23 protein-coding genes are annotated in these 19,862 nt (G+C 41.9%); all 23 read left to right on the top strand.

Annotated features, from left to right (window positions below; translation table 11 throughout):
• Nucleotides 1-117: 117 nt before the first annotated feature.
• A complete protein-coding gene (locus EO125_RS03050; protein WP_240630425.1) occupies nt 118-1,440 on the top strand; it encodes a DNA polymerase in 1,323 nt (440 codons plus the stop codon).
• Between the two features lie 12 nt (nt 1,441-1,452).
• Nucleotides 1,453-1,800, top strand: coding sequence for a hypothetical protein (locus tag EO125_RS03045; RefSeq protein WP_127147611.1), 348 nt, complete (start codon nt 1,453-1,455; stop codon nt 1,798-1,800).
• 7 nt (nt 1,801-1,807) lie between these two features.
• Nucleotides 1,808-3,421: a PcfJ domain-containing protein gene (locus EO125_RS03040; RefSeq protein WP_127147610.1), complete on the top strand. Its 1,614-nt coding sequence runs from the start codon at nt 1,808-1,810 to the stop codon at nt 3,419-3,421.
• Between the two features lie 48 nt (nt 3,422-3,469).
• On the top strand, nt 3,470-5,854 hold the full coding sequence (locus EO125_RS03035; RefSeq protein ID WP_127147609.1) for a virulence-associated E family protein: 2,385 nt from the start codon (nt 3,470-3,472) through the stop codon (nt 5,852-5,854).
• A gap of 402 nt (nt 5,855-6,256) precedes the next feature.
• Complete coding sequence (locus tag EO125_RS03030; RefSeq protein WP_127147608.1) at nt 6,257-6,556, top strand: VRR-NUC domain-containing protein; 300 nt, start codon at nt 6,257-6,259, stop codon at nt 6,554-6,556.
• The gene (locus tag EO125_RS03025) at nt 6,537-7,904 is read left to right on the top strand and encodes a DEAD/DEAH box helicase (RefSeq protein ID WP_127147607.1); all 1,368 of its coding nucleotides are present in this window, start codon (nt 6,537-6,539) and stop codon (nt 7,902-7,904) included. Before EO125_RS03030 ends, EO125_RS03025 begins: the two co-directional genes overlap by 20 nt.
• A complete protein-coding gene (locus EO125_RS03020) occupies nt 7,897-8,163 on the top strand; it encodes a DUF3310 domain-containing protein (protein WP_206168350.1) in 267 nt (88 codons plus the stop codon). Before EO125_RS03025 ends, EO125_RS03020 begins: the two co-directional genes overlap by 8 nt.
• The gene (locus EO125_RS03015) at nt 8,160-8,627 is read left to right on the top strand and encodes a hypothetical protein (RefSeq protein ID WP_127147606.1); all 468 of its coding nucleotides are present in this window, start codon (nt 8,160-8,162) and stop codon (nt 8,625-8,627) included. The genes EO125_RS03020 and EO125_RS03015 overlap by 4 nt, the downstream gene beginning before the upstream one ends.
• A 56-nt stretch (nt 8,628-8,683) precedes the next feature.
• The gene (locus tag EO125_RS03010) at nt 8,684-9,064 is read left to right on the top strand and encodes a DUF5651 domain-containing protein (RefSeq protein ID WP_127147605.1); all 381 of its coding nucleotides are present in this window, start codon (nt 8,684-8,686) and stop codon (nt 9,062-9,064) included.
• Between the two features lie 9 nt (nt 9,065-9,073).
• Nucleotides 9,074-9,517, top strand: a complete 444-nt coding sequence (locus EO125_RS03005; RefSeq protein ID WP_127147604.1) for a DUF1492 domain-containing protein — start codon at nt 9,074-9,076, stop codon at nt 9,515-9,517.
• A 396-nt stretch (nt 9,518-9,913) separates the two neighbouring features.
• Nucleotides 9,914-10,357, top strand: a complete 444-nt coding sequence (locus tag EO125_RS03000) for a terminase small subunit (RefSeq protein ID WP_127147603.1) — start codon at nt 9,914-9,916, stop codon at nt 10,355-10,357.
• Entirely contained in the window at nt 10,338-11,594 is a 1,257-nt protein-coding gene (locus tag EO125_RS02995; protein WP_206168349.1) for a PBSX family phage terminase large subunit, read from the top strand. Before EO125_RS03000 ends, EO125_RS02995 begins: the two co-directional genes overlap by 20 nt.
• A gap of 11 nt (nt 11,595-11,605) precedes the next feature.
• Nucleotides 11,606-13,042: a phage portal protein gene (locus EO125_RS02990; RefSeq protein ID WP_127147601.1), complete on the top strand. Its 1,437-nt coding sequence runs from the start codon at nt 11,606-11,608 to the stop codon at nt 13,040-13,042.
• A gap of 71 nt (nt 13,043-13,113) precedes the next feature.
• The gene (locus EO125_RS02985; protein WP_127147600.1) at nt 13,114-13,746 is read left to right on the top strand and encodes a phage scaffolding protein; all 633 of its coding nucleotides are present in this window, start codon (nt 13,114-13,116) and stop codon (nt 13,744-13,746) included.
• Nucleotides 13,747-13,762: 16 nt separating this feature from the next.
• Nucleotides 13,763-14,728: a major capsid protein gene (locus tag EO125_RS02980; protein WP_127147599.1), complete on the top strand. Its 966-nt coding sequence runs from the start codon at nt 13,763-13,765 to the stop codon at nt 14,726-14,728.
• A gap of 4 nt (nt 14,729-14,732) precedes the next feature.
• Nucleotides 14,733-16,385, top strand: a complete 1,653-nt coding sequence (locus EO125_RS02975) for a minor capsid protein (RefSeq protein WP_127147598.1) — start codon at nt 14,733-14,735, stop codon at nt 16,383-16,385.
• Nucleotides 16,351-16,626, top strand: a complete 276-nt coding sequence (locus tag EO125_RS02970) for a hypothetical protein (protein ID WP_127147597.1) — start codon at nt 16,351-16,353, stop codon at nt 16,624-16,626. Before EO125_RS02975 ends, EO125_RS02970 begins: the two co-directional genes overlap by 35 nt.
• A 47-nt stretch (nt 16,627-16,673) precedes the next feature.
• Nucleotides 16,674-17,072 carry a hypothetical protein gene (locus EO125_RS02965; RefSeq protein WP_127147596.1) on the top strand — a complete coding sequence of 133 codons (399 nt, stop codon included), beginning with the start codon at nt 16,674-16,676 and terminating at the stop codon, nt 17,070-17,072.
• Nucleotides 17,065-17,427 (top strand): hypothetical protein, encoded by a 363-nt coding sequence (locus tag EO125_RS02960; protein ID WP_127147595.1) that lies wholly within the window; start codon nt 17,065-17,067, stop codon nt 17,425-17,427. The genes EO125_RS02965 and EO125_RS02960 overlap by 8 nt, the downstream gene beginning before the upstream one ends.
• A gap of 1 nt (nt 17,428) precedes the next feature.
• The gene (locus EO125_RS02955) at nt 17,429-17,794 is read left to right on the top strand and encodes an HK97 gp10 family phage protein (protein WP_127147594.1); all 366 of its coding nucleotides are present in this window, start codon (nt 17,429-17,431) and stop codon (nt 17,792-17,794) included.
• Nucleotides 17,787-18,263, top strand: a complete 477-nt coding sequence (locus EO125_RS02950; protein WP_127147593.1) for a DUF6838 family protein — start codon at nt 17,787-17,789, stop codon at nt 18,261-18,263. The genes EO125_RS02955 and EO125_RS02950 overlap by 8 nt, the downstream gene beginning before the upstream one ends.
• Nucleotides 18,253-19,383, top strand: coding sequence for a phage tail sheath C-terminal domain-containing protein (locus EO125_RS02945; RefSeq protein WP_127147592.1), 1,131 nt, complete (start codon nt 18,253-18,255; stop codon nt 19,381-19,383). The genes EO125_RS02950 and EO125_RS02945 overlap by 11 nt, the downstream gene beginning before the upstream one ends.
• A 16-nt stretch (nt 19,384-19,399) precedes the next feature.
• Nucleotides 19,400-19,855: a phage tail tube protein gene (locus EO125_RS02940; protein ID WP_127147591.1), complete on the top strand. Its 456-nt coding sequence runs from the start codon at nt 19,400-19,402 to the stop codon at nt 19,853-19,855.
• Nucleotides 19,856-19,862: the final 7 nt, after the last annotated feature.

The following is a 19,862-nucleotide window of genomic DNA, read 5'->3' as shown; positions in this document are numbered from 1 at the left end:
GACGTCGTGGTGGAACAGACCATACGACGCAAGCTCTTATCGCTCAAACCGCCAGCGATTGAACAAAAATACTGGCTACTTGATCAAGAGATTAATTGGCGTGGTGTAAAGGTCGACATGGAACTCGTTGATGCGGCGCTTGCCTGTAACGATGAACTCGTAGAGACCGCCACAAAGTCGTCGCAATTACTCACTGGGCTAGACAATCCCAATAGTACAATGCAACTCAAGGAGTGGTTAGGTGAGCGCTTAGGTCGTGAGTTTGAAACCTTGTGCAAGGAAGATGTTAGCGCACTGCTTGCCGAGGATATCCCTAGCGATGTGCGAACCGTGCTTGAGAATCGCCAAGTGCTAGGTAACTCTTCAATTAAAAAGTATCTAGCGATGAGGAATGCACTGTGTTCCGACGGTCGCATCCACGGCATGCTACAGTTCTACGGCGCTATGCGCAGTGGTCGCTGGGCTGGTCGCATCGTGCAGTTGCAGAATCTGCCAAGGAACTATCTATCCGACATTGATACGGCAAGGGAAGTTCTAAAAGCAGGAGATGTGGAAATGCTAGATATTCTATACGGCAATCCCGGTGACGTCATCAAGCAGCTCATTAGAACGGCACTTGTCGCAGAAGAGGGTCACCGTTTCATTGTGGCAGACTTCAGTGCGATCGAGGCGAGGGTCATCGCTTGGCTCGCCGGAGAGAAATGGCGCCAAGAGGTATTCGCTAGTGGTGGTGACATCTACTGCGCATCGGCATCCAGTATGTTCCATGTGCCGGTCGAAAAGCACGGCGAGAATGGTCATTTACGGCAGAAAGGTAAAGTCGCTGAACTTGCCTTGGGGTACGGTGGTGGAGTGGGCGCTATGAAAGCGATGGACACTACGGAAGAGATTCCAGAAGACGAATTGCCTGGTATTATCTCCGCATGGCGCAGTGCAAGTCCTCGCATCGTCAGATTTTGGAATGATGCAGATAGAGCGGCAAAGCGTGTTGTGCAAACAGGTGAGCCTGTTAAGATACCACAAGGAATAAAGTTCTTTAAATCAAAAGGGTTTATGTTTGTCGAACTGCCATCTGGTCGTAGGCTTGCCTATGCTAGACCTAGAATAGGAACGAATCGATTCGGATCGCCTTCCATAGAGTATGACGGTATGGACCAAGTGAAGAACACGTGGGGCAAAGTGGAGACGTACGGCGGTAAGCTAGTGGAGAACATCGTACAAGCGGTGGCAAGAGACTGCTTAGCATCTGCTATGCTTAGACTTTCAAAAGCCGGGTACAAAATAGTAGCTCACATCCACGATGAGGTGGTTATTGAGGCACCTATCGGAGTAGGTAGCCTTGAAGAAGTAATTAGTATTATGTGTGAAAAAGAGCCCTGGAATGAGGGGCTTATATTAGATGCTGCTGGGTTTGAGAACCCGTACTACATGAAAGATTAGGAGGATTATATTATGATTAGCAAATCACAAATTGAACAACAAAAACAAGCTATTGAAGGTTTATACGAGAAAGTAATGGAAGCCCCAGATAGCGAACGAAAAGAACAAGCGGTTGCTTACTGCGAAGGTTGCATTGCAGCTTGCTCACTAGCCTTACAAGTAATGAACGGAACGACTGCTTCTGCTGAAACAGAAAAGGCGAAAGCTGCTGAACCTGTAGAAGAAGTAGTCGAAACCGAAGAAAAGCCAAAACGCAAATCTTCTAAAAAGAAAAAGGAAGAGCCTGTTGAAGTAGTGGAACCAGAAGTGACTGAACCAGAAATTGAAGAAGAGGACGACGATTTAGACGATTTGTTATAGGTGGGATATGAAAACCTTATTTAGATTACAAGTAGATAAGCTCTACGACGTGATTCGGAGACAACAAGTCGGTGATACTTCGCCCGCAATCTACCACCATGTGGACTGCGGGCAGTCCTTCAACTGCTTGTGGCCAACTAAGTATAGGGGCATGGAATACGGACCTGATCCAGCGTATGCTGATAAGTTTTACTGTCCCCATTGCGGGAAACTGCTCAACATGAATAGGTTATACGTTGCGGATGCGTACGGAATGCAGTCAGTTCCAACGAGTATGGATCTATCCATTATTGACCGTGGACATATTCTCGATGTGAAATTTGAATACTCCTATATGATGGTTGATTCGGATTATCTCATTGTGCGTGTTGGCCAAAAGCCCCGTGTAATTGATGTAATCCGTTTCGACTTTAGGAAACGCAAGGTGTTCTTAGTGCAAAAGCGACGCACAGCATCTGATATTGTCAGTGAATTAGAGTGCGTGGTAGATGAGTTCCAACTATATCCATTACCAATTCAGTGGCTGGTGGCTCATGACAAGTGTAGACTCTACGAGCACCGCCCTAAATTTAAGGAGTTTGGGAAAGTGTTGAAAGAGGCATTCTTTCAAAAGTTATCCAAGAAGGTAGGATATAAAGTTAAGCCGTTTCGATCGGGAGTACAACTGACAGAACCCGCTGGGTCGTTGGTGAACTTACTGCACAACTTAGCATGGAAAATGGTGGCACCAGATGGCCCGGCTATAAACCAAAAGTTAAAGGCACAATACATAGATTATTCGGTGCATTTCGTGAACGGCAAAACAAATGTGAATGCCTTTTACGAAGGACTTGCGAAAAATTTGTCATTTGTGGATGCGCTCGTTCAAGGGCACCAATTACCGAATGTGCGCTGGGTCCGTAGACTATTGACTGAGTCACCTTTTCTTTACGCCCAACTGATCCATACGGCAGGCATGCTATTCCTGACGATGGACTATAAGAAAGCGTTCATTGATTGGATCACGGAGACAACTAAAGCGAACGACTTCCACTTATGGTCGCTATCCCGCATTCAATCTGAAAGGGACCCTTTGGCGAAGTTCGTGCGCACCTTGTGCCACAATTGGGGCGAACGAAAGGCTTTACTATTCTTCAAATCCTCCAAGAGTTATGGTGACTTGCGGGATACGGCGAATATGTACTACGAATTATCTCGAGAAAAGAAGAAACTCCTATGGGCCAGTAAGGTTCAAATAAAAGATTTGCACGATACTGTGATGCACATGTTAGATTTCGAGAAAAATGAAAATCTACCTGTGCAGCAAACAGACCAACATAAAAGGTTAGAAGATACCTGCAATGGCTTATCTTTCGTACCAGTAGGCTCAACGCATGAAATAATAGCATTAGGGCACGAACTCAAAAACTGTGTTGGTACGTATATCAAACGAGTGAAACGAGCGGAATGCGCAATCGTTGGCGTTTATAAAAACCATAAGCCAGTGGCGTGTATAGAAGTAAAGCCGGTAGGGGAGAAATTTAAAGAAATAGCGCAAGCCAAGATTATAAGTAATAAAGGTGTGCGCGAAGACGAAATTGTCAATCAAGCAGTCCTTGCTTGGATGCAGGATAGGCAGTGAACGGTAGGCGCGTATATGCACGACATTGCAATGGGAGGAGCGACGTAGATGGACAACAACATAATCATTGCGATTGGCCATAGCCGCACTTCTCTCAAATGGAAATCGGAGAAGATGACTTGGCAAGACCTAGCCAAGCGGTTAGCCTCGCCTACTGTTACGAAGGAAACCGTAGCAGAATATGCGAAGATGTCAAAGTCAGCGCAGGGCAAGCAAAAGGACGTAGGCGGTTTCGTAGGTGGGTATATCCCTAAAAACGGTCGCCGTGTTCGCGGTGCCGTGAAGGAACGGTATTTGATTACACTTGATGCAGATAGTCCGTCCGAGGACTTCCTATTTGACCTTGATATGTGCTTAGGGGGTAAGGAGTACGTACTGTACTCCACCCATAGCCATACAACTGAGCATCCTCGCTACCGTGTTATCGTGCCAGTTGATCGTTCGATGTCGCCTGATGAGTTCCAAGCGGTATCACGGCGTATGGCTGATGATATTGGCATCGAAATGTTCGATAGCTCTACCCATCAAGCCGAGCGCCTTATGTATTGGCCGTCTTGTCCAAAAGACGCAGAATACGTTTACCAACATGGCGAGGGCGACCTCGTTAGCGTGGATGCGTACCTTGCAACCTATCATGATTGGCGAGATACTAGCTTTTGGCCAATATCTGAGAAAGAGTCCGCGGTCAGATTGTCGGATGCCCATAAGCAGGGAAACCCGCTGGAGAAAAAGGGCTTACTTGGAGCGTTCTGCCGGAGCTATTCCATTACGGAAGCCATTGCTAAGTTCTTACCAGAGGTATACACCCCCACGCAAGTGGAAGGTCGATACACGTATTCAGCTGGTAGCACAGTAGGCGGTTTAGTGATTTATGATAATGACACGTTCGCCTACTCGAACCATGCTACAGACCCAGTAGGCGGTAAGCTAGTGAATGCCTTCGACTTAGTACGACTACACAAGTTTGGCGATCGAGATAAGGACGATACTCTTAAAATCACTGAACAGCCAAGCTACAAAGCTATGATTGAGTTCGCCAACGAGGACGGCGCTGCTGCCATCTTGCTCGATAAAGAGCGGATGCAGGACATGGACTTTGACGACATCGAGGAAGACGATATAGATTTTTTGTCGAAATTAAAGCGGACCAAGCAAGGCATCCCAGAGTCCGACGTTTATAACTGTCTTGTCATCCTAAAGCACGATCCAGCTTTAAAAGATAAAGTAGGATTAGATGAGTTCGCACATCGGTTAGTTGTGCTTGGGGATTTGCCGTGGAGAACGCGAAACAGTTCTTTATTCTGGACAGACACAGACGATGCGTGCCTTAGGAACTACTTCGCAACGAAATTTTGTATTAAAGGCAAAGGAATCATAGACGATGCCCTGCAAGAAGTGACGCAAGATAACAAATTTCATCCTGTACGTGATTACTTGCACAGCGTCAAATGGGATGGTGAGTGCAGGGTTGACGAATTATTCATCAAATACCTAGGTGCAGAAGATACTGCCTACGTTCGAGCAGCGACGCGCAAATGGTTATGTGGAGCAGTGGCCAGGGTCATGCACCCTGGTATCAAGTTCGATACAGCTATTGTTTTGTACGGGTCACAAGGGCTGGGAAAGTCTTTGATTTTAGAAAAGCTAGGCAAGGGCTGGTTTAATAACTCATTAGTAGATATCAAAACTAAAGATACCATGGAGCAAATACAAGGATCTTGGGTGATAGAGTTAGGAGAGCTGGCGCCTACCTTTAAAAACGAAAATGAAATCGTTAAGGCTTTCATAAGCCGTGCATCGGATCGTTTCCGTTCCCCTTACGGCAGGCGTACCGAAGAATACCCTCGCCAGTGCGTCTTTGCAGGGTCAACTAATAACTTGATGTTTTTAAAAGATAGAACGGGTAACCGTCGTTTTTGGCCAATCACTGGAGATAAGGATAGAAAGACGGCGAACTCGTGGGATATTACGGATGAAGAAATCGACCAATTTTGGGCGGAGGCGTTCTATTATTGGTCCGAAGGTGAATCTTTAGTGCTTGAGGGCGCCATTGCAGAAGAAGCGATGCGGGTGCAAATGTCGCATACGGAAGGCGGGGAGCTGATGGGTCTGATTGAAGAGTATTTGAGCATGCGACTACCTGCTGATTGGGAGGATTACGATCTTTATGACAGGCGTGAATACATCCGTGAATATGATGAGACCGAAGCCAGTGGATTCCGATTGCGGGAACGCGTGTGCCCCTTGGAGATCTGGTGTGAACTGTTAGAAGGGGATAGAAAGAATTTGTTAAACGCTAAAGCCCGTGAAATCACAGATGTATTACAATCGATCCCCGGGTGGGTTCCATATACAAACGGAACTGGAAAGATACGATTTGGTAAGCTGTACGGACCGCAAAGAGCGTTTGTTCGGGAAGAACCAGTGCACTAATATAATTGAGAATGCGGGAGTGTGTCCGCGTGTCCGGGTTTAAAATAGTATAAATATTTGAAAGAATAAACATACCTTTACATACATGAGTGATTGCTAATATAAGGCAATAATTGGACACGCTAAACACAATTGGACACACCTTCGGACACACCGACAAAGTATTGGTACTACTATAGTTATAAGCTGCTGTGTCCAGTGTGTCCAATTATTTATAATAAATAAAAAAATAAAAAATAGAAGTATATATATACACGTAAAAAACGCAAATACGCGTATATATATATATGGGCTGAAAATTGGACACATTGGACACGCTAAAGCGGTGAGACCAGTGATACCAACGGTTTGCGGGTGTGTCCAATTATTTTTAGGATGCTTTGGAAGGAGTGAGAATAGACGATGGAAAAAGAATTAGAGAGATGGCTTGGCCAAGAGCTGAAAAAACTAGGATGTATATATATGAAGTTTGTTTCACCCGGAAATGATGGTGTGCCAGATCGTATTGTCGTGATGCCAGGTGGAGATGTGGTATTTGTAGAACTAAAATCGGAAACGGGAAGACTTTCACACACGCAGGCATTCCAGATAGCAAGATTGCAGCAGAAAGGCGCCATGGTGTTTCTCATATCTAATAAAATAGAGGCGCGGGATTTATTAATGTTAGCGGAGTTGAAGTACGATGTATTTTGTGCCCCATGAGTACCAGAGAATTGCCATTGAGCGCGTCATGGAGAATACGCACTACGGCTTGTTACTAGATATGGGACTAGGCAAGACCATTTCCACCTTATACGCAATCGAACAACTCATGTACGATTCGTTCGATGTGCAAAAGGTGCTAATCATTGCCCCTAAGAAGGTCGCTGAATCAACGTGGGCACAAGAAGCGCGGAAATGGGACCAAACGAAATATCTACGAGTGGCATCGATATTGGGTAGCGCTAACGATCGAATACAAGCCTTGGAAAGTGAAGCCGATATCTACGTGATGAACCGTGAGAACGTGCAATGGCTATATGAGTACTTAAAAAAGAAGAAGCAGTTCCCATTTGACATGCTAGTCATAGATGAGAGTTCATCGTTCAAGAACCCGCAAGCCAAACGATTCAAAGCGATGCGAAAGATGAGACCTTTATTTAAGCGTATCGTCATTCTAACAGGCACACCAGCACCGAATACGTTGATGGACTTATGGGCGCAGATGTATTTATTGGACGGTGGGGAGCGGTTAGGCAAGACTATTACAGAATATCGAACGAGATACTTCAGACCCGATAAAACAAACGGGCATATCGTTTACAGTTATCGCCTACAAATCGGTAGCGATGAACTGATTTATAGTAAAATCCAAGACATCTGTATGAGCTTGAAAGCTAAGGATTATTTGAACCTACCTGATCGGATAGACAATGTGATTACAATTGAACTCACTGACAAAGAACGAGAGCTGTACCGTGAAATGGAGCGTACGCACATCCTTACCTTAGTAGATGAGGAGATAAGCGCACTCAATGCTGCTGCCGTGGCAAATAAGCTGCTACAAATGGCAAATGGTGCTATATATAACGAGGACGGCGATGCAATCGTAATACATAGACAAAAGATTGAGCGATTGAAAGAACTGGTTGAAGTGAACGAGGGGAAACCAATTCTTGTATTTTACAACTTCAAGCACGATCTGGAGTCAATCAAAGACGCATTTCCTAAATCGGTAGAACTGAAAACGGATGCAGATGTGGAAGAATGGAATACAGGTAATATACAAATGCTTTTAGCACATCCAGCAAGCGCAGGATATGGGTTAAATCTACAAGCTGGTGGTCATATCATCGTATGGTATGGCTTAACGTGGAGCCTTGAGCAGTACCAACAAGCGAATGCAAGGCTTCATCGCCAAGGGCAACAAGAGCCGGTTATCGTTCATCACTTAGTTACGAAAGATACCATGGACGAGCAGGTAATGCGAGCTTTGGAAAGAAAAGAAGTAGGACAGGATGCTTTATTAGAGGCGATTAAGTATAGAAAGGAGTTATACGCGGATGAATAGTGTTGAGAAAAACGCAGAAGTGTTGAGTAACGAACTAATAGATATGGTGAACAGTCCACCGCATTACAAATTGAATGGACTGGACATCGAAAGTGTAGATGTGATTCGGGCGGTACTAACTGCCGAAGAGTTTCGCGGCTGGTGTAAAGGAAATGCCATTAAGTATTTGATGCGACTTGGCAAGAAGGATAAGGAAATTCAAGACGCGAGAAAATCTATTAAATTCTTAGAATGGTTAGTTAAGGAGTTGGAAGAATGAAAATACTATTGACAACAATGGTGAGAGCAACGATAAGAGAATATAAAAATGAACACTTTGACTGGGTTATCCGTATGTCGTTTCATGTATTGGAGTCTATGAAGGGGCAAATTAGGCACATACAATTCCCACCAAATTACTGCCTACAATATAGGGATTCGGATGTGGCAGACTCAGCAGATTTATCAGCGGAGACCTCAAAACTACGTATAGAAATAGAAGCGATGGGAGCAGCATTACTTGGAATATTAGAGTCAAAGCGGTCCCAAATGGACGACAATATACATATAGCAGGTGTGGTGCGCTTACTAGAGCAAGTAGAAGTAGATCTCGCCCGTTCTGAAAGTGTGATAAGCGATATTCTAGTGGATCCGGAAGACTTTATGTATGGTTTATCGACTTGCATAAAGCTATTAAAGCTCCATCTCGAACTGTTTACAGTAAGCGATAAGGATCTAGAGTAATGGCAATAAAATATTTAAATAGTCAAAATAAGAGACGACTGCTTATGCTGTGTTGCATGTCATTTGAGTGTAGAAATATTGTCGAATCGTTCAAATTAACTGGCGAAGCCAAAAGAAAAGCTAACACGATGGCTACTTTTGCTGATTGGTTAATCGAAGATATAAGAACAAAATTAGATGAAGAGCAACAAAAGCAGGCCCGACGAGCGGCGACACATTATAGCGTGACCGCGGTACAAACCGTACCTTATTCAAAAGAAGATAAACAGAACGAAGAGTTCTTGCGAATTATTGTGGACCATGCACTCGGAGGATCGTGCACTAATTGTACTAAGGAAGATTTTAAAGCGTGTGATTTACGAGTAGCATTTATTCACGCCTCTGTTCCTGTATACGATGAGTTCACTGAAGATTGTCCGTACCGCATCAAGGAATGAGGTGATGTATTGATAGCAAGAAAAGAACGTACGGCAGTGCCTGAGGAATTAGCAAGGCTTAGGCAAATAGCTGGTGAGCTGAAACGAATTGAGTACCAGTTGGCGCAGATAGAATCAAGCCTAGGTATACTAGGCGCTGTACGATATGACAAGGAGCCAATAATGGGAGGCATTAAACAAGATCACTCAGATACAGTTGCAAAGCTCCTCGACATCAGAGCGGAATATGAGAGGAAGTGGGACGAGCTTTTGGGGGTACGGGATGAGGTTATCACTAAAATTGAAAGCTTACCCAAGCAAGCACATCGGTCGATCCTTTCAAGTCGATATATCTATAATCTATCATGGAGAGAGATATTATCGAATCATGTCAAATATTCGTGGGGGCATGTAAAACGATTACACCGGGAGGCATTGGAAGAATATTGTAAACTGACAAAAGATGAGCCATAATGAGCCTGAAATTTTAAAAAATGAGCCATAACGTGCCTATTGACTGTGTTATAATAGTATTGTCAAAAAAGGTTAAATTCCTCCTTTACATGAGACAGCTATACACTGAAAAACCGCCTGAGTGATTGGGCGGTTTTTTCATAGGCGCCTATGAGCGTCTTTTTTAATTAGAAGAAAGGTGGTGAGCATATGACAGATGTACATTGTGACCGGAAGCAGTGCCTAAATAATTGTAAGGGATGGTGCAAAGCAAAAGCGATTCATATTGATGGAACATGTCGGTCATATGCTTCACCATCTTCAGTTATGAATGGCGGGCATCAAAGAACGGTGCGCACGAATGGACGGAAAACAGCTGCAGATAAGCAGGTATTAAAGTAGTTAGGAGGTGAGATAGTGGCTGGGTTACATAACAAAAAGCACGAAAAATTTTGTACTGAATATGTGAAAGATATGAATGCGACACAAGCCGCTATTAGAGCCGGCTACTCTGAAAAAACAGCAAGGTCACAAGGTAGCACCTTATTAACAAATCCAAACATTAAACAAAGAGTTGCAGAATTACGCGATGCTTATTTAGATGAAAATATCATGACGGCAAAACAGGTTGAGTACGAATTGACTAAAATCGCCCTGGGGCTCTCAAATGAAAAGCAGGTTGTTATCGAGGGCACGGGGGAAGGGTATTCCGAAGCCCGCATTATCGATAAGCCGCCAGATGAGAAATCAAGGCTTAAAGCGCTAGAGTTAATGGCTAAACGTCATAGGATTTTGAGTGGAGACACAACAATAGATGTACAGCCTGTAATCATTATGGGTGGTGATAAGATTGCGGACTAATACCGTGTATCTACCTGATATCGTAGGAAAGGGCTATGGCGACTTTTGGCGATTTAAAGGACGGTATAAAGTGGTAAAAGGTAGCCGTGCTAGCAAGAAGTCCTCTACACAATCGCTGAAGGTCATTACAGAGATTGTGGAGAATCCACATATTAATTGGCTCGTAGTGCGTAAGGTAGAGCGAACGCTTCGTGATAGCTGCTTTGCCCAATTAAAATGGGCGATACGTAGATTACAATTGGACAGGTATTTTAAGTGCTCGACCTCGCCCTTGGAAATTACTTATATACCGACAGGGCAAAAGATATTATTTCGAGGACTAGATGATCCGTTAAAAGTAACATCTATTACTGTTGATGTAGGATCCTTATGTAGATTATGGGTAGAAGAAGCGTTTGAGCTAACATCTGAGGAAGCATTCGATAGATTGGATGAATCCATTCGTGGGCGATTGCCAGAAGGAATGTACCATCAAGTAGTACTCACCTTTAACCCCTGGTCGGATAAACATTGGTTGAAAAAGCGATTCTTTGATGCAGATAGCCCTAATATATTAGCAATTACAACGAACTATTTATGCAATGAGTTCCTTTCAGAGTCCGACCTTATTTTATTTGAAGAAATGAAGAAGAATCCTAGACGATACCGTACCGCAGGATTGGGCGAATGGGGTATAGTCGAGGGGCTTGTATTCGATAATTGGGAAGAGCGAGTATTCGATGTAGAAGAGATAACGAAACGGCCGAGTGTAAAGTCTGCATTTGGTATGGATTTTGGGTATGTCAACGACCCTAGTACATTATTTTGTGGGCTGGTGGATACGGTAGCCCGTGAAATATATGTATTCGATGAAATGTACCAAAAGGGTATGAGTAATGAGGATATTATAGAAAAGGTTACCGAAATGGGATATGCCAAGGAGAGAATACGGGCAGATAGTGCTGAACCTAAATCTATTGCCTATTTGCGTAAACATGGATTGAGAAATATACGTAGTGCGAAGAAAGGTCCTGATTCTATCCGTGCGGGTATATCTTTAATACAAGATTATAAGATTATCATTCATCCTAGATGTGTGAATTTCTTAACAGAGATAAACAGCTACACATGGGACAAGGATAAGTTCGATAACATGATCAATAAGCCTATTGATGATTTCAACCATTTAATGGACGCCATGCGATACGCCATGGAAGAATTTGATGGGCGTAAGGGTGTTCGATTGATGACATATTAGGAGGTGAGATATTGGACATAGAACAAATTAAACAGTTAATCAAAAAGCACACATTGCAACATGATGAAGTAGTTTCCAAAATGGAAATAGCTGACAGGTATTATTTAGTGCAAAACGATATCTTGCGGAAGAAAGATAAACCAAAAGACGTAGAAGAAGCGAAACGATCAGGCGAAACCTATAATCCGATGCATCAAGCGGACAATAGAATCGCCTATTCTTTTTACCCTTTATTAGTTGACCAAAAAACGGCGTATATGTTTACTGCTCCACCTATCTTTGATGTAAAGGACGATAGTTTAAATACTATCATTGCTGATACCTTAGGGGATAGTTATGAAAAGAAATGCAAAGACCTATGTGTGAAAGCAACTAATGGCGGGATCGCATGGGTGCATTATTGGATAGACGATGAAGAGGGCTTTCAATGGGCGGTACTTCCTGCCGTAGAAATCATACCTATATGGAATCGGCGCATTAATACTAAATTAGAAGGGGTGCTGCGGGTCTATATTGACAGGAATGAGGAAGGCGAAAGTATTACGGTGTATGAGTACTGGAATGATAAGGAAGTACAAGCCTATTCGATTCCTAATGGTGGCAACTTAGAGGTTTTAGGAGAGCACGCGCTATTTACAATGGTGGATCCTAGCGGCGTAGAATCAGATGTATCAACAATACCGCATGGAATGGGTAAAGTTCCGTTCATCCCATTTGCCAATAATGCGAATCATACAAGCGACCTCACTCGTATTAAGGCGCTTATAGATACTTACGATAAAACATATAGTGGGTTCCTCAATGACCTAGAAGACGTACAAGAGGTTATCTATGTACTCACGAATTATGGCGGAGAAAATCTAACAGAGTTCCTAGAAGGTATGAAAAAATACAAAGCTATCCAGATGGATTCTACAGGGCCTGATGATAGGTCAGGCATTTCTACGCTGACTATCGATATACCAGTAGAAGCACGAAAGGAATTACTCAATATCACGCGTAAGGCCATCTTTGACATGGGGCAAGGGGTAGACCCACAGCAACAAGGATTAGACGGCACCAGCGGTGAAGCCATGAAATTCTTATATACTTTGCTAGAGCTAAAAGCGGGCATGATGGAAACAGAATTTCAACTTGGATTTAATGAACTAGTGCGTGCTATTTGTAGGGCGCAGGGGCGTAGTGATGTTGTTATTACTCAGACTTGGACTAGAACATCTGTCAAGAATGATGGGGATCTAGTAGCTATGTGTTCTCAATCTATGGGGATTGTATCTAAACGTACTATATTGGCGCATCATCCGTTTGTAGAAGATATTAATGAAGAGCTTGAACAATTGAAAGCTGAGGAAGCAGAAACAAACAATGGTATCTATGATGATTGGAATTCAGAAACACACAACCATGACCCTATAGACGGGCAGAACAGTGATGACTCTGAAGAGTAATCATCATTTATATATTTATCTCTTAGTCGTGGCAGGTAACCACGGTAAAAACCGGAAAAGGAGTATACACAATGACGATACAAGAATTACTACAAAAGATAGGCGTTACAGACGATAACATCGCAAGTGCAACGCAACATGTAAATGAGTTTTTGGACGGTCAATATGTGACAAAATCACGTTTTAACGAGGTCAACGTGGAAAAGAAAACCTTAGAAGAGGCTGTTAAAGAAAGAGATAAGCAGTTGAAAACATTGAAGGATAGTGAAGGCAACGTAGACGATTTGAAGGAGCAAATTAAGAAGCTACAAGCAGATAATAAAGCTGCGACTTTAAAAGCTGAATCTGATATGAAAGCCTTAAAACTATCTACAGCGATTAAGCTAGCTATTGGCGATACTGCTCAAGATGTGGACCTAGTAGCAAACTTGGTAGACACATCAAAACTCATCCTATCTGAAGATGGCAAAGTGACTGGTTTAGATGAACAGATAAAGGCGCTAAAAACCGAAAAATCGTTTTTATTTAAACCTGATGGAGACCCTAAATATAAATACGAGCCTAAACAAGGTGAGGGTACTCCTAAAAACAATCCGTTTAGTCAAGAGCATTTCAATCTAACTAAACAGGCAGAATTATTTACTAAAGACCCTGTGAAAGCTAAGCAGTTAGCAAGTGAAGCAGGTGTCGAGATTAATTTTTAACCATGGGAGGTAACTAATGACAACTTTACAAGATATTATTAATCCTACGCCGTTTTTTGCAAATTACGTTGTAAATCGTACGGCTCAATTATCTGCGATTTTCCAATCAGGTATCATCACTCGTGACTCTCGCTTTGACCAATTGGCAAGCGAACCTGCACAAGTGCATAATATGCCGTTCTTCAATGATTTGACAGGAGATTCTGAAAATGTGATTGAAGGGGCAGACCTTACAGCGGATAAAATTACATCTAGCCAAGATGCATCTACAACAATCCGTCGTGCTAAGATGTGGAGCTCTACTGACTTAGCTGCACAATTGGCAGGTACCGACCCAATGAAGGCGATTGGTGATTTGGCGGCAGGATTCTGGGCTCGTGACCATCAAAAAGAGTTGTTGAATATTCTTTCCGGAGTATTTGCATCGGATTCTATGTCTGGCCACGTTTTAGATATTTCCGAACAAACGGGTAAAGCATCTAAATTCTCTGGCGAATCATTTATTGACGCGATGCAACTCATGGGGGACGCACGAAACTCCTTAACAGCAGTAGTGATGCACTCTGCTACAAAATCTTATTTGGATAAATTGAATTTAATCCAAACAATTCGTCAATCTGATGCGTTATCTTTCGACACATACATGGGTCGTCGTGTTATCGTAGACGATGGTTGTCCTGTTGAGACAGATAAATACACAACGTACTTATTTGGTGAGGGCGCAATTGCCTATGGCGTAGGTAATCCAGTGGGCTTAAAACAAGCGGCCGTTGATCGTGATGAAAAGAAAGGCTCTGGCATTGATTACTTAATCATGCGTAAAGCTTTTATCATGCATCCACGTGGAGTAGCATGGCAAAATAAAACTCGTGCACACGTTGAATCTGTATCTCGTGATGAGTTAAAAGATGCGCAAAACTGGAAACGTGTATACGAACCAAAACAAATCCGTATTGTTAAATTCGTACATAAATTAGGTTAGGGTTATGGGCGCTGATTCATATTGGGCAAGGCGTAGCATCGAGCGAGAGAATGAATGGAATAAAAAGAGCCGTGAAACAATCGAAAAAGAGCTGGCATCCCAATATGAGAGGTCAGCGATACGCATCCAGGGGAATATAGAAAAGTTGTATGGCAAGTTTGCTAGGGATAACGGATTAAGCAAGGAAGAGGCTAGAAAGCTAATTACTGGCACAGAATATAGGACTTGGCGAAAAGATATTGAAGAGTATGTGAAGGAATACAAAGAAACAGGCAATCCAAAGACATTACTAGAACTCAATACTCTTGCTATGAGGTCCCGTATATCTAGGCTAGATAAGCTGTATAGTGAAACACTCATTGAGCTAGATAAGCTAGGTCAGCATGCAGATAAGGCGGTAACAAAGTTTTTGCAAGAGGCATATAAAGACAATCGCTTACATTCTGCGTATGAATTAGCCAAACGAGGCAATGGTCCCTTGCAAGTCTCTGTAGATAGTAAACATATGCAAGATGTACTAAGAACGCCTTGGAGCGGTAAAAACTATAGCGAACGGATATGGAAGAACTCTGATAAGCTCGCCAAAACAATACAAGATACGATTGTGAATGGCGTACATCGGGGTGTATCTGTTAATACGCTAGCCAAAGAAGTACAAACTCGAATGGGAGTAGGTAAGAGTGATGCTGTTCGATTAGTTCGCACTGAACTCAACTATATTCATAATCAAGCTACCCTTGATTCCTTACGTGAAGCTAAGATGGGTTACTTTCAATTTATTGCAACCCTGGATAAGCGAACATCGTCTGTATGTCGAAACCACGACAATAACGTATACCCTTTGGATGAAGCAGAGGTAGGCACTAATGTACCGCCATTACATCCTAGGTGCCGTTCTACCATAGCTGGAGCATTAGGACCTAAAAAGGGAACTAGTGGATCTCGTACAGTGAAGACAGAACCTTCAAAAAAAGGAGACACAGTAAAATATACTAAAGTCCCACGAAATATGGCGTATGACGATTGGAAAGCGGTGTATGTAGATAAATCTAAGACGTTTGATGAGTGGAAGCTAGGCATGCCTATGCAACCAAAGAAACGGATAGAAAGGATCTTAGAACATGATGCAAGATATTATGAAGGTTTAAATATAGCAGATAATCACAAAGGCTTAAGCAAGAATGAACTGATGAGATTAAATTATATCCCTCCTTCATTTGACTTCATAAAAATGCTAGCAAAAGAAAGAGGAATGGAGTATACTAAACCTATAGACCCTTATCATTCTGATGATGGCAAGCCTATTTGGCCGCCTAATGATGGAGGTATTGGAGTAGCTAAAATCATTGACTTACCGGTTGGAACCCAAATTGATAGACTTGGAAAAGAGTCGGGTCGATATACTTCCCCTGTAGGAACTCCGCTTACAAAAAGAGCTATGGATGATTTGCACACTAAAATGCCTTTGGAATATCATGTGTATAAGGTTATTAGGCCTATCAAGGCGAGTGAATCATTAATCTCACCGTGGTTTTCTAAACCAGGTAGAGGAATTCAATATAAGTTTGAAATGTCTATTGGGGAGTTACTTCAAGAAGGCTATATAGAGGAGATGTATGCAGATGAAGATTGGCGACCTACGAAAGGTTTTAGATAATCTTAGTATAGATGAATATGAGTATTTTATCTTGGGTCATGGGAAAGGGCCTTGGGCAGAAGTATATGTATCTATAGATTTTAATGGGAAACACTTCAACGTCTCTGTAATAGAGCGTGGTACGACTGTTAAAGTTGATACTTTTGTTCGCGAAGAGGATGCCTGTGACAAATTCTTGGAATTTATGCAGTACAATAAAAAAATAAAGCAGTATTTAATGACTAATAAAACTATCGGTTAAGCACTCTACATAGGGTGCTTTTTTAGTACCCAAAAGGAGGTTGTAGCATGGGAAATGTGAAATATATAAGCTATGAAGAGGCTGTACAGTCTATTACTGATACGGCTAATCGAATGTTGTTTATGGTGGATACTTCGGCACATGAGAAAAGCCTAGATCCGATTGGGTTATTTGCTGAAAAATTCGTATTAGATTGTATGGACTATTGCCATAGAACAGATTTCCCTCGTTCGCTGGTGTATACTGGTGCTGAACTTGCAGTAAAGTATAGCAAGGATACATTGAACCAATCGCAAGGGCCGTTGAAGTCCTTAAAAGAAAATGATGTAGAGTTTACATGGGCAGTATCGGATATGTCGCCTATTGGGTGCATTAGCGAACAAGATTTTAATTCTATCAAGCCTAAGCTAAACCTATATCGTAAGGTGGTATGGCCTAATGGCTAACACATATAGTGCCTTGCTTGCTCAGTACATGTATAAGGATAGATGTACGATTGCTAGGCAAGTAGAAACAACCGACGATATAGGGGCAGATGTATATGAGATGAAAGACATCTATACGGATGTGCCTTGTAAACTAGGACAAACAGGACAAAGTAGCATGAATGGACAATCTACAGATAGGGCGTTTATGATCCAAGACCATTTACGGCTATCCTTGCCTGTTGAGTATGATGTAAAAGAAAATGACATTATTACTATCCAACATAAGGGTCAAACCTTTGTGATGAGGTCAGATACACCATTCAAGTATATGTCACATCAAGAGATTTCTTTGTTTAGGATAAGTGAGGCATAATATGGGAGCTAGTATAAACGGATTTGATAAACTCAATGCGAAATGGAGTAGAATATTAGCAGAACATTCTGAACATAGAGATACACTATTAGCACAGCAGGCAGAATTGCTCATTAATGATGTAAAGATGAAAACACCAGTAGATACTGGTACACTTAGGAATGCATGGAAACGTACACCGATTAATGCAGGGGCTGTAGAAGTGTACAATAATACGGAATATGCGAACCATGTAGAGTATGGTCATCGGACACCGAAGGGCGGTTTCGTGAGAGGTCGCAAAATGCTACATCGGTCCATGGTAGGGTTTAAAAGTAAATTTCTTCACAACACCAGAATGATTATGAGGAACCTACTAAATGATTAGACTAAGGCATATACAGAAAGCATTATTAGAGCTTTTAAAACGTAAATATCCAACGTATAAGGTATATTTCGATAACGTAGAAAAGTCGAATGTGCCTTATTTTTATGTAGAAATGTTTGTGCATAGTGGCGTAGGGGATTGTACGTATTTTGATAGAACTGTACAAATCGATATCGCATTTAGAACTATGGAGGACAAACAAGGGAGAATTAAGCGAGCCGAATTATATGATATGTCAGATGGTTTGGAGTGCTTAATTAGACCGGGCTTCGCAGTTGATGATAGATATATTACTATCAATGACTTTGAGCATACGTTTATGGATGAAGTGCTACATTTTATCTTTAATTTAGAGTTTACTGATGCCTTTACCGATGAAGAAATCGGATTTGTACGAGGTGAGGTAGCTCAAACGTTATCATTACGTTTAAATGGGATTAATTTAAAGGAGAACGAACATGGCGAATGAAACAGAAAAATTCGGTTTACCGCAGGTCTTGATTGACTTTAAAACAAAAGGCGTGACAGCCATCAAACGGTCAGCACGTGGCGTGGTGGTATTGATTTTAAAATGTGAAACTACGGATGTAAGTAAAAAATATCGCATCTCGGATATTTCAGAAATTCCAGATAAAACATTTGACGATGCAAGCGTTGATTTACTCAAAAAATGTTTAGATGGTACGCCACTTCGTGTATTGGTGTATACATTACCTAAGGTGACAGTACAGGGGGCAAAAAATACGCAAGCTACGTTGTTAAAAGAATTGAAACATATTCGATACAACTATATCGCAGCACCTACAGGCACGGAACAAGAGCAACAAGATTTAGCATCGTATGTGAAAGCAGAACGAAATAATGCACGTAAAACAGTAAAAGCTGTAGTGGCAAATGTGGCTTCTGACCATGAGGGTATTATTAATTTTTGTGCTGATGAAATTAAAGTAGTCAAAGGCAAGGATACTAGTGGTAATCCTACGTATAAAACGTACACGGCTATTGAATATACAGCACGTATTGCAGGCATCTTGGCAGGTCTTGCTTTGGATCGTTCTGCTACGTATTTCAAATTAACAGAGGTTGAATCCGTCAAAGTATTTGAAGATTTGACAGACCGTATCGACCATGGGGAGTTACATTTATTTGATGAAGAAGATGGAGAAGGCGTAAAAATTGCTAGAGCTTGCAACTCTTTACAAACATTCACCACTGATAAGGGGCAAGAGTTCCGTAAAATCAAAATTATTGAAGGTGTGGACATGGTAACGGATGATATTCGTGACACGTTCAAAAAATACTATGTTGGTAAATACATCAATGATTACAACCATAAAATGCTATTTATTTCTGCAATTATGGTATATTTCGGTCAATTACAAGGAAATGTATTAGATAATCGAGCAGGTAACACTGTAGATATTGATGAGCAGTTCCAAAAAGACTATGCCATCATTAAAGGTGAGGATGTATCTACAATGACACCAATGCAAATCCGTGAATATAATACTGGATCTGAAATTGGATTAGCTGGTAAGGTTAAATTCGTGGATGCTATGGAAGATTTAAAAATTAGCTTTACGATGTAATAGGAGGTAACAACATATGGCAAGAGCAAGCGAAGATGTAAAATACAGAGGTCGACGCCGTTGGAATGGATCTCACGGCAAAGTGTGGCTTGATGGCGAGTTAGTATTTGAAATTGAATCTTTCGAATGTACTGTAGAGGCACAACGTGAAGATGTGATTATCGGTAATTCTGTTGATTCCAAAACAACGGCATTAAAAGGCGAGGGTACGATGAAAGTCAAAAATGTCATCAATCGCAACTTCCGTAAATTGCATGAAGCATGGTGTGCAGGTCATGACCCACGTTCTGTGATTACTGGGTTGTTGGATGATCCCGATGCACCAGACGGACAAAAAGAACGTATCACCATTGATAATGTATGGTTTACAAAAGTAACGCCATTACATTTTGAAAAAGGTAAGGTAATAGAAACAGATATTCCGTTCGGATTTACTCCAGAAGATTTACAATATATTGAATCTATTGATTAGTAGAAAG

Source organism: Veillonella sp. VA139, from assembly GCF_003992005.1.
GTDB lineage: Bacteria > Bacillota > Negativicutes > Veillonellales > Veillonellaceae > F0422.
This window is presented reverse-complemented; position numbering and strand designations above follow the sequence as displayed.

Bases quoted from the DNA above. Each gene is read 5' to 3' on its own strand.
- EO125_RS03030 (WP_127147608.1), top strand. From the start codon at position 6,257: ATGGAAAAAGAATTAGAGAGATGGCTTGGCCAAGAGCTGAAAAAACTA.
- EO125_RS02970 (WP_127147597.1), top strand. From the start codon at position 16,351: ATGAAGATTGGCGACCTACGAAAGGTTTTAGATAATCTTAGTATAGAT.
- EO125_RS03020 (WP_206168350.1), top strand. From the start codon at position 7,897: ATGAATAGTGTTGAGAAAAACGCAGAAGTGTTGAGTAACGAACTAATA.
- EO125_RS03015 (WP_127147606.1), top strand. From the start codon at position 8,160: ATGAAAATACTATTGACAACAATGGTGAGAGCAACGATAAGAGAATAT.
- EO125_RS02980 (WP_127147599.1), top strand. From the start codon at position 13,763: ATGACAACTTTACAAGATATTATTAATCCTACGCCGTTTTTTGCAAAT.
- EO125_RS02985 (WP_127147600.1), top strand. From the start codon at position 13,114: ATGACGATACAAGAATTACTACAAAAGATAGGCGTTACAGACGATAAC.
- EO125_RS03010 (WP_127147605.1), top strand. From the start codon at position 8,684: ATGTCATTTGAGTGTAGAAATATTGTCGAATCGTTCAAATTAACTGGC.
- EO125_RS02945 (WP_127147592.1), top strand. From the start codon at position 18,253: ATGGCGAATGAAACAGAAAAATTCGGTTTACCGCAGGTCTTGATTGAC.
- EO125_RS03040 (WP_127147610.1), top strand. From the start codon at position 1,808: ATGAAAACCTTATTTAGATTACAAGTAGATAAGCTCTACGACGTGATT.
- EO125_RS02950 (WP_127147593.1), top strand. From the start codon at position 17,787: ATGATTAGACTAAGGCATATACAGAAAGCATTATTAGAGCTTTTAAAA.
- EO125_RS03035 (WP_127147609.1), top strand. From the start codon at position 3,470: ATGGACAACAACATAATCATTGCGATTGGCCATAGCCGCACTTCTCTC.
- EO125_RS03025 (WP_127147607.1), top strand. From the start codon at position 6,537: ATGTATTTTGTGCCCCATGAGTACCAGAGAATTGCCATTGAGCGCGTC.
- EO125_RS02940 (WP_127147591.1), top strand. From the start codon at position 19,400: ATGGCAAGAGCAAGCGAAGATGTAAAATACAGAGGTCGACGCCGTTGG.
- EO125_RS02960 (WP_127147595.1), top strand. From the start codon at position 17,065: ATGGCTAACACATATAGTGCCTTGCTTGCTCAGTACATGTATAAGGAT.
- EO125_RS03045 (WP_127147611.1), top strand. From the start codon at position 1,453: ATGATTAGCAAATCACAAATTGAACAACAAAAACAAGCTATTGAAGGT.
- EO125_RS02965 (WP_127147596.1), top strand. From the start codon at position 16,674: ATGGGAAATGTGAAATATATAAGCTATGAAGAGGCTGTACAGTCTATT.
- EO125_RS03050 (WP_240630425.1), top strand. From the start codon at position 118: ATGGAACTCGTTGATGCGGCGCTTGCCTGTAACGATGAACTCGTAGAG.
- EO125_RS02975 (WP_127147598.1), top strand. From the start codon at position 14,733: ATGGGCGCTGATTCATATTGGGCAAGGCGTAGCATCGAGCGAGAGAAT.
- EO125_RS02955 (WP_127147594.1), top strand. From the start codon at position 17,429: ATGGGAGCTAGTATAAACGGATTTGATAAACTCAATGCGAAATGGAGT.